Genomic DNA, 7,639 nt, shown 5'->3' on the forward strand with positions numbered 1-7,639 from the left:
GGCGCGGGCGGCGGCGCGGCGGGCGGGCTGGTCGGCGGAGTGCTCACCGATCTGCTCTCCTGGCGCTGGGTGCTGCTGATCAACGTCCCGGTCGGCGCGCTGGTGCTGGCCGGTGCCGTGTTCTGGCTGGTCGAGGGCCGCACGGAGCGGGGCCGTCGGCTCGACCTGCCGGGCGCCGTCCTGGTCACGGCCGGGCTCGCGCTGGTCGCCTACGGCATCGTCCAGACCGAGGTACGGGGCTGGGGCGCGCCCGCGACCCTGCTGCCGCTGGCCGGGGGAGTGCTGCTCCTCGCGCTCTTCACCTGGGTGGAGGCCAGGTCGGTGGGACCGCTGATGCCGCTGGGGCTGTTCCGCGTGCGGGCGGTCGCCTCCGCCAACGCGGCGATGTTCGTGTGCGGTTCGGTGTCCTTCTCGTCCTGGTTCTTCATGACGGTGTACGCGCAGAACGTGCTCGGCTACACCCCGCTGGAAGCCGGACTGGCGCTGGTCCCCAGCTCGTTGAGCATCGTGCTCGGTTCGAAGCTGGCTCCCCGGATGATGGTGCGGACCGGCACCCGCGGCCTCGCCGTGCTCGGCACGCTGGTGGCGGCGGCGGGATTCGGCTGGCAGGCCATGATGACCGCGGAAGGAACGTATCTCTCGGCGATACTCGGCCCCGGCGTCCTGATGATGGCGGGCCTCGGCATGGCCACCACCCCGCTCGCGACCCTCGCCACCTCGGCCGCCGCCCCCGGCGACGCGGGCCTGGTCTCCGGCCTCGTCAACACCTCCCGCACCATGGGTGGCGCCCTCGGCCTCGCGGTCCTCTCCACGGTGGCGGCCTCCCGCACCGCGGGCGCCACCACCCCCGAGGCCCTCACCCGCGGCTACGCCCTCGCCTTCGGCACGGGCGCCGGGGTGCTGCTGGCGGCGGTACTCCTGATGCTGCTCTGGCTGCCGCGCGGGGCGACGGAGCGTTAAGGGCTGCGCCACGGGGGCGCGGGGTGTTCGGTGACGGCTCGACCCCCGTAACACGAGCCGTCACCGAAGGCTGCCGGTCGCTCCCGGCGGGCTACCGTGTCAGCACTCGCCGCGCCAGACGGCCTTCTTGAAGACGACCCCGGCGGCGAAGTTCTCCTTGTAGCGACCGGGACCGGGGTTGTAGTGGTAGCAGTCGGTCCACGTGCCGCCGTTGTAGGTCCAGGTCAGCTGGATGTGGTCGAAGCCGGGCTGTACGTTCCCGTTGTTGAAGATCGACCGGCCGCTGACGCTGCCCGACCAGTTGTTCACGGCCTTCACCACGAGCGTTCCGGTCTGGTTCTCCCCGGAGTAGATACAGAAGTTGCCCTTGCCGCAGCCGGGCGGATTCGCCTCGGCGGACGCGGTGGGCGCGGCGGCGACGACGCCGGCCAGTGCGAAGGACGCGGCCAGGGCCGCGATGGCGGGCTTGCGCATTTTGTTCCCCCTTCAGTGCAGGTGTGAGCTAATCTGCTCACGACGCGGTGGAGCTGTTCGGTCCGTCGTGATCTTCTTTCGTGCCCCGTACGGACCCCCGGCCGCCTCGACGCCCGGGTACCCGTAACCCCTCCCGTTACCGGTGAGTTGGGTATGAAGACCACAGTGGCCGGGTCCGCGCCCCGCGTCACGTCGTTTTGGCCGGGGCCAAAACGAGCGCTTCCGTGCGGATGATCCATGCCCCGAGGGGGGACTCTTGCTGCGGATCCACTTCACCGGCCGCGACGTGGAGACTCTGCGGATCGCGGACCGCCCCGATCCGCTCTGGGAGATCGTCTGCAGCCTCTGCCGACTGCAGGACCGCTGGGGCCGGATCGCCTTCGAGCAGTGGCGGCGCGAGACCGTCGGGCGGCTGCTGCCGGGAGAAGCCGTGTGGCACGCCGTCCGCGGGCTCTACGATCTCGTGCCCGGCCGCAGCACCTACTTCCCGGACTTCCTCACTCCGCCGGTGGTCCCCGGACTCAACGGCCTGCACGCCGGTATCGACCGGGTGCTGAGCACTCCGCGCGACCGATTACACACGGAGATCGGCCTGTTGACGACCAGCACCAAGACCGTCCCGGCCGCGGCCGGGCAGCTCGCCCGAGGCGACACGGCCGCGTTGAAGCGGCTCGGCGACGACCTCCTCACGTATCACGACACGTTCGTCGCACCCCTGTGGCCCCGCATCGAGACCGCCGTGGCCATGGACGTCGCGCGGCGCACCCGCGCCCTCGTGACCGGCGGAACGAGGGGACTGCTGGAGACCTTCCGCCCGGTCATCACCTGGCGCTCGCCCGTCCTGTGGGCGGACTATCCCGTCGACCGCGACATGTACCTGGAAGGCCGCGGCCTGCTGCTCGTGCCGTCGTACTTCTGCTGGCGGCGCCCCATCACCGTCGTCGACCAGGATCTCCAGCCGGTCCTGGTCTACCCGGTCGACAAGCTCCTCGTGCCCGCCGCGGGCACCGGGCCCGCCGCGCCCGCGTCCGGCCTCGCCAAGCTGCTCGGGCCCACCCGCGCGGCCCTGCTGCACGAGACGGCCGCCCGCGACTGTGTCTCGACCTCGGCCCTGGCCGGACTCGCCCTGGTCTCCCTGCCCTCCGTGAGCCAGCAGCTGGCCATCCTGCGTGACGCGGGCCTCGTGGCGAGCCGCCGCGACGGCAAGTACGTACGGCACAGCGTGACGCCGCTGGGCCGACGGCTCCTGGGAACGGACACCGGGACGCGCTGACGGCGCCCCGCGCGGGCCGTGCGCCGCGGGCGTCACAGCCAGCCCTGCCGGCGGGCCTCCCGTGCCGCCTCCATCCGGTTGCGGGTGCCCGTCTTGCCGATGGCCGACGAGAGATAGTTCCGTACCGTCGACTCCGACAGCCGCAGCTTCGCCGCGACGTCGGCGACGGTCGCGCCGTCCACCGACCCGTTCAGCACGTCGCGTTCCCGCGCCGTGAGCGGATTGGGCCCCGCGCTCAGCGCGGCGACCGCCAGCACCGGATCCACGACGCTCTCCCCGGCCAGTACCCGCCGGATCGCCGAGGCCAGCTCCTCCACCGGGCCGTCCTTCACCAGGAACCCCGCCGCCCCCGCCTCCATCGCACGGCGCAGATACCCCGGCCGCCCGAACGTCGTCAGGATCAGCACCCGGCAGTCCGGCACCTCGGTACGCAGCAGCGCCGCCGCGTCCAGCCCGCTCAGCCCCGGCAACTCGATGTCCAGCAGCGCCACATCGGGCCGCGTCGTCACGGCCGCCGCCACGATGGCGTCCCCGGTCCCCACCTGGGCTACGACCTCGATGTCGTCCTCCATCCCCAGCAGCAGGGCGAGGGCGCCGCGCATCATCACCTGGTCCTCGGCGAGGAGAACGCGGGTACGCGTGGCGGGACGCCGGTCCCGGGGCAGCTCGGTCATCCCCACAGCGTAGAGAACCGGCCGGCCACGCCACGGCCTCGGCGTCCCGGCGCGGGGCGTCGAGCGTCCCGCGGGGGCGCGGTCGCTCAGCGCGCGGCGTCCACCGGCAGCGTCGCCGTGACGCGGAAGCCCCCGTCGGCGGGCGGGGCCGCCGGGGAGGTGGTCAGGGAGCCGCCCGCCGCCGCGAGGCGTTCGGTGAGGCCCGTCAGACCCGTGCCGCCCCACGACGCCCGCGGCGCCTGCGAGGCGGGGGAGGCGAGAGAGTCGGGCGAGGCGGGGGAGTCGGGCGACGCGAGGGAGGCGGGTGCGGCGGGTGCGGCGGACCGTACGCCGACGCCGTCGTCCGTGACCGTCACACGGGCGTGGTCCGGCGCGCACTCCACTGTGATCACGCAGCGGGTCGCCGAGCTGTGCCGTACGGCGTTGGTGACCGCCTCCCGTACGACCCAGCCGAACAGCGCCTCGGCCCGTGGTCCCGGGGGCGGACCCGAGCGCCGTACGACGGGTTCGATCCCGGCGGCCGACAGCGCGGAGCGCGCCCGGTCCAGGTCGGCGACGAGGCTGCCCTCGCGGTAGCCCGTGACGGCCTCGCGGATCTCGGTGAGGGCCTGGCGGCCGATGGACTCGATGTCGGTGACCTGGGCCAGCGACGCGTCCGCGTCCCGGGGCGCCAGCCGACGCGCGGCCTGCGCCTTGACCACGATGACGGACAGCGTGTGCCCCAGCAGGTCGTGCAGATCGCGCGAGAAGCGCAGCCGTTCCCCCTCCACCGCCGAACGGGCCAGCTCCTGACGGGTGTCGTGCAGCTCCGCGACGGTCTCGGAGAGAGTGAGGATCGCGGCCGTCACCATCATCGAGATGAAGGTGCCGTACGCGATGCTGATCGCGCCCCAGCCGTCGTGGTACGCGGAGACGGCGGCTGCCGTCGCGCTCAGCGGAACACCCACCCTGACCAGGTTCCGGCCGCGCATCACACTGCCGCAGGCGAGCCCGAACAGCGGGAAGAACAGCAGCCAGTTGCCGCCGTAACCCGCGCCGAGCGCGAGAGTCGTCACGCCCAGCGCGACGAGCGACCAGCGCGTGGCACGGCTGCCGCGCGCCTTCCGGTCGAAGGCCCGGAACACCACGGAGATGTAGAGGGAGTTGAAGACCAGCAGCCCGAGGCCGCCGATCCACGGGTTGGGCGTCTCGCCCTGGACGAGGTTGGAGAAGGAGCCGAGTCCCAGCAGCAGCCAGGGCAGCAGCGCGTACTCACTGGGCGGTCCCGGGCGCCGGCTCCTCGGCCGCGTGAACCTCCACCTCATGGCGTCCTCACGGACCCGGGGTACGGGAACACCGCGTACGCGCCGAAGGACTCGACCACTCCGGTGAAGGGGATCGCGGCGGGAACACCACCGGGGTCCGGCTCCGTCCCCCGGGGCGGCGCCGTCGCTGCTGTCTGCGTCATGCCGGTGACGCTACCGAGCGGGCCCGCCACCTGGGCAGAGCCGGATGTACGGACTCCGCCGGTACAAATGTCACTGCCCGGCCGCCGCGCGCGAACGCGCGCACGGGACGGCTGAAAACGGACGGGACGGACCGGGCGGACGGACCGGGACGGGCGGGGCGGGCGCACCGACGTACCGACGCGCGGAGGCCGCCGCGGGATCGCCGCGGCGGCCTCCTTCTCGCTGTCCGGCCGTCCGGCCGTCAGGCCGCGTTGCTGCCGCTGTCCCCCGGGCGGCGGTGCCGGCCGAACGCGGGCGCCGCGGAGTCCTCGGTGGACGCCGCGCCCCCGCGGTGCTTTCCATGGCTGTCCAGCTCGCTCAGGTCCGCCGCTGCCGCTCCCCGCGGGTGCGTGTGGTCCGTGTCGCTTCGGGTTTCGGACATGTGGGAAGTCACCCCGTCGTATCGCATCTTGCTTCGTTGTGCGGAGGCCGGTCGCTCCGTACCGCCCTGACGGCGTCACGGTCCCCCGTCCAGCAGCCCACACCGGTACGACTCCCGCCGGTGAGGCTGTGCGGCCCCCGGGCCGGAAGTCTAGTGCCCCTCCCGCGGCCGCTGCCCGCGACCGGTCAGAGGCGCCTGCTGCAACGGCACCGGCCTGCACATCACAGGAGTACGGGGAGCCGCCGCCGGTTCCCCGTCCGCGCATTCCGGATGTGCCGATTCTGTGATCATGTCCACCGGCCCCTGGTCCGGCGCTCGGCCCTGTCCCCGGTCCTGGCGCTGGCTCTCGCCCTGTCCCTGTCCCTGGCCCCGATCCGGTCCGGGAACCAGCCGCGCCACTCCGCACGGCACCGCGCCCGTCGCGTACGGCAGCCGCAGCACCCCCTGCGCGGTCCACAGTCCCGCGCCCGCCAGCCAGCCCTGCGGCGCCGGACGCTGCGTCATCCGGCGGTCGGCCGGCCGCCACGTCCCCAGCCAGCTCCCCCCGGGGCCGTCGATCCGCAGCGCCACCGCGCAGCTCTCCGGCATCAGCACCTGCCCCGGCTGTACGGCGAAGGGCGTCACCGCGCAGTCCGGCAGGCGCAGGCACTCCGGGAACCGCACCGGCCGGAGGCTGCCCAGGACGCCCCAGCCCAGCCGGTCGTGGCCCGGCGCGTCCGAGCGGATCAGCAGGAGTCCGCTGTCGGCGTCGGCCAGCAGCAGCCGGTCGTTGCTCTCGTCGGTGATCTGGAGCAGCGGAGTCACCTCGCCGCCGCGCTCCAGGTCCACGGCGACCGTCTTGACCACGCCGTCCCGTTCGCGGTCCAGCGCCAGCATCCGGCCCGTACGGTCCAGCCACCCGCCGCCCGAGCAGCGGCCCGGCACCTCGGCGACCAGCTCGGGGCCGAAGGCGCCGCCCGCCACCAGCCAGAGGGCGGTGGAGCGTACGCCGTCGACCAGGGCGTACGCGCACCGGCCGTCCGGCGACGGCGGCAGCATCGTCAGGGCGCGCGGCGCGCACTCGACCGCGCCCATGGGCAGCTGACCGGTGCCGGGACCGGTCGGATAGAGCAGCGAGAAGTCATGACGGTCCGCCACCCGGCGGCCGATGAGGACCCGTCCGTCGGCCAGCGGCAGCAGATCCGTGCCGGGCTCCTCCGGCTGGTCGAGCGGCAGCGGGACGGCGTAGGGCTCGGGCCCGCCGAGGGTCCACCGCTCCGGGTACCAGGCGTCGTCGTACCCCGTGTGCTCCGCGTGCCCCACGTCGCCGTACCCCGCGTCGCCGGGGGCCTGGGGAACGCCGAGCGTGAGCCGCGCCGCGTAGGAACCGTCCGCGGTGATCGTGAACTCCGTACGCCGCACCCGCTCGTCGTGCCGTACCGCCCCGCCGGTATCCGCTCCTTCTCCGTCCGCTGTAGCCGTCTCGATAGCACAGGCCGTCATCGGTCCGTCACCTCCGGCGACGAAGCTAGTTTTCGTACTCCCTGCCGAACAACACGAGACACCCCACTTCACACATAAGGGTGGCCGCCGTGCGATTCGCCTGATAGCGCCGGGGCGGGTGTGCTGCCGACCGGGGCGACGCCTAACGTAAGGGTGGCCTAAGACCGTCTGAGTACGTTCGGATCATCCGTGATCACCCCGACCCGGCCTCTCCTCCGGGGGCCCAGGAGCACCAAGATGTCTCTCTCCCTGTCCGTACGACGCCGGGGCACCGCCGTCGTCGTCGCCCTGGCCGCCGCGTTCTCCCTCGCGGCCTGCGGCGCGGGGGACTCCTCCGGCGACGGCTCCGGCGCGTCCGACGACAGCGGCGGCAAGAAGGCCGCCGTCGCCACCGGGGGCAAGGACTTCGCCGACGCGGCGAAGAAGACGGCGGCGTACGGGACCGACGCCGCGCCGGGGCGGTTCCCGCGCACGGTGACGCACGCCATGGGCAAGACGGTGATCGACAAGCGCCCCGAGCGGGTCGTCGTGCTGGACGTGGGCGAGTTCGACAACGTCGTCTCGCTCGGCGTCCAGCCGGTCGGATACGCCCCGACCGAGGGTGACGCCTCCCTGCCGGGCTATCTGAAGAAGGGCGCGGGCAGCCCCGACAGCGTCGGCACCATCAACAACCTCAACCTGGAGGCGGTCGCGCGGCTCAAGCCCGACCTCATCCTCGGCAGCCAGCTGCGCGCGGCCGACAAGTACAAGGCGCTCTCGGCGATCGCCCCGACGGTCTTCTCCATCCGGCCCGGCTTCACCTGGAAGGAGAACTACCTCCTCAACGCCCAGGCGCTGGACCGCACGGCAGAGGCGGCGGCCCGGCTCGCCGCGTACGACAAGAAGGCCGCCGCGCTCTGCCGTGCGG

General features: G+C 73.3%; 9 protein-coding genes. 3 read left to right on the top strand and 6 right to left on the bottom strand.

Annotated features, from left to right (window positions below; all coding sequences use genetic code 11):
* A partial coding sequence (locus DVH02_RS30705) for an MFS transporter (protein WP_114627120.1) occupies nt 1-960 on the top strand: 960 nt, incomplete at its 5' end.
* Nucleotides 961-1,059: 99 nt separating this feature from the next.
* On the opposite strand, the gene DVH02_RS30710 is transcribed toward DVH02_RS30705, so the two are convergent.
* Nucleotides 1,060-1,434, bottom strand: coding sequence for a peptidase inhibitor family I36 protein (locus tag DVH02_RS30710; RefSeq protein ID WP_114627121.1), 375 nt, complete (start codon nt 1,432-1,434; stop codon nt 1,060-1,062).
* Nucleotides 1,435-1,690: 256 nt separating this feature from the next.
* Here DVH02_RS30710 and DVH02_RS30715 point away from each other — a divergent pair, with 256 nt between their 5' ends.
* Entirely contained in the window at nt 1,691-2,707 is a 1,017-nt protein-coding gene (locus DVH02_RS30715; protein WP_114627122.1) for an ArsR/SmtB family transcription factor, read from the top strand.
* A 32-nt stretch (nt 2,708-2,739) separates the two neighbouring features.
* Here the strand turns inward: DVH02_RS30715 and DVH02_RS30720 are convergent, their stop codons facing one another.
* The 5 genes from DVH02_RS30720 to DVH02_RS30735 form a co-directional block, all read right to left on the bottom strand.
* Nucleotides 2,740-3,381 (bottom strand): response regulator transcription factor, encoded by a 642-nt coding sequence (locus DVH02_RS30720; RefSeq protein ID WP_114627123.1) that lies wholly within the window; start codon nt 3,379-3,381, stop codon nt 2,740-2,742.
* An 86-nt stretch (nt 3,382-3,467) separates the two neighbouring features.
* On the bottom strand, nt 3,468-4,685 hold the full coding sequence (locus DVH02_RS30725) for a sensor histidine kinase (RefSeq protein ID WP_114627124.1): 1,218 nt from the start codon (nt 4,683-4,685) through the stop codon (nt 3,468-3,470).
* Nucleotides 4,682-4,828, bottom strand: a complete 147-nt coding sequence (locus DVH02_RS35365; protein ID WP_158575962.1) for a hypothetical protein — start codon at nt 4,826-4,828, stop codon at nt 4,682-4,684. The genes DVH02_RS30725 and DVH02_RS35365 overlap by 4 nt, the downstream gene beginning before the upstream one ends.
* A gap of 242 nt (nt 4,829-5,070) precedes the next feature.
* Complete coding sequence (locus DVH02_RS30730; RefSeq protein ID WP_114627125.1) at nt 5,071-5,250, bottom strand: hypothetical protein; 180 nt, start codon at nt 5,248-5,250, stop codon at nt 5,071-5,073.
* Between the two features lie 150 nt (nt 5,251-5,400).
* A complete protein-coding gene (locus DVH02_RS30735; protein WP_114627126.1) occupies nt 5,401-6,732 on the bottom strand; it encodes a hypothetical protein in 1,332 nt (443 codons plus the stop codon).
* Nucleotides 6,733-6,981: 249 nt separating this feature from the next.
* On the opposite strand from DVH02_RS30735, the gene DVH02_RS30740 reads away from it, so the two are divergent.
* Nucleotides 6,982-7,639, top strand: a 658-nt coding sequence (locus tag DVH02_RS30740; protein WP_147286170.1) for an ABC transporter substrate-binding protein, incomplete at its 3' end; no start/stop codon positions are given.

Source organism: Streptomyces corynorhini (genome assembly GCF_003346515.1).
Classification (GTDB): Bacteria; Actinomycetota; Actinomycetes; order Streptomycetales; family Streptomycetaceae; genus Streptomyces; species Streptomyces corynorhini.

Bases quoted from the DNA above. Each gene is read 5' to 3' on its own strand.
- DVH02_RS30710 (WP_114627121.1), bottom strand. From the start codon at position 1,434: ATGCGCAAGCCCGCCATCGCGGCCCTGGCCGCGTCCTTCGCACTGGCC.
- DVH02_RS30720 (WP_114627123.1), bottom strand. From the start codon at position 3,381: ATGACCGAGCTGCCCCGGGACCGGCGTCCCGCCACGCGTACCCGCGTT.
- DVH02_RS30725 (WP_114627124.1), bottom strand. From the start codon at position 4,685: ATGAGGTGGAGGTTCACGCGGCCGAGGAGCCGGCGCCCGGGACCGCCC.
- DVH02_RS35365 (WP_158575962.1), bottom strand. From the start codon at position 4,828: ATGACGCAGACAGCAGCGACGGCGCCGCCCCGGGGGACGGAGCCGGAC.
- DVH02_RS30730 (WP_114627125.1), bottom strand. From the start codon at position 5,250: ATGTCCGAAACCCGAAGCGACACGGACCACACGCACCCGCGGGGAGCG.
- DVH02_RS30735 (WP_114627126.1), bottom strand. From the start codon at position 6,732: ATGACGGCCTGTGCTATCGAGACGGCTACAGCGGACGGAGAAGGAGCG.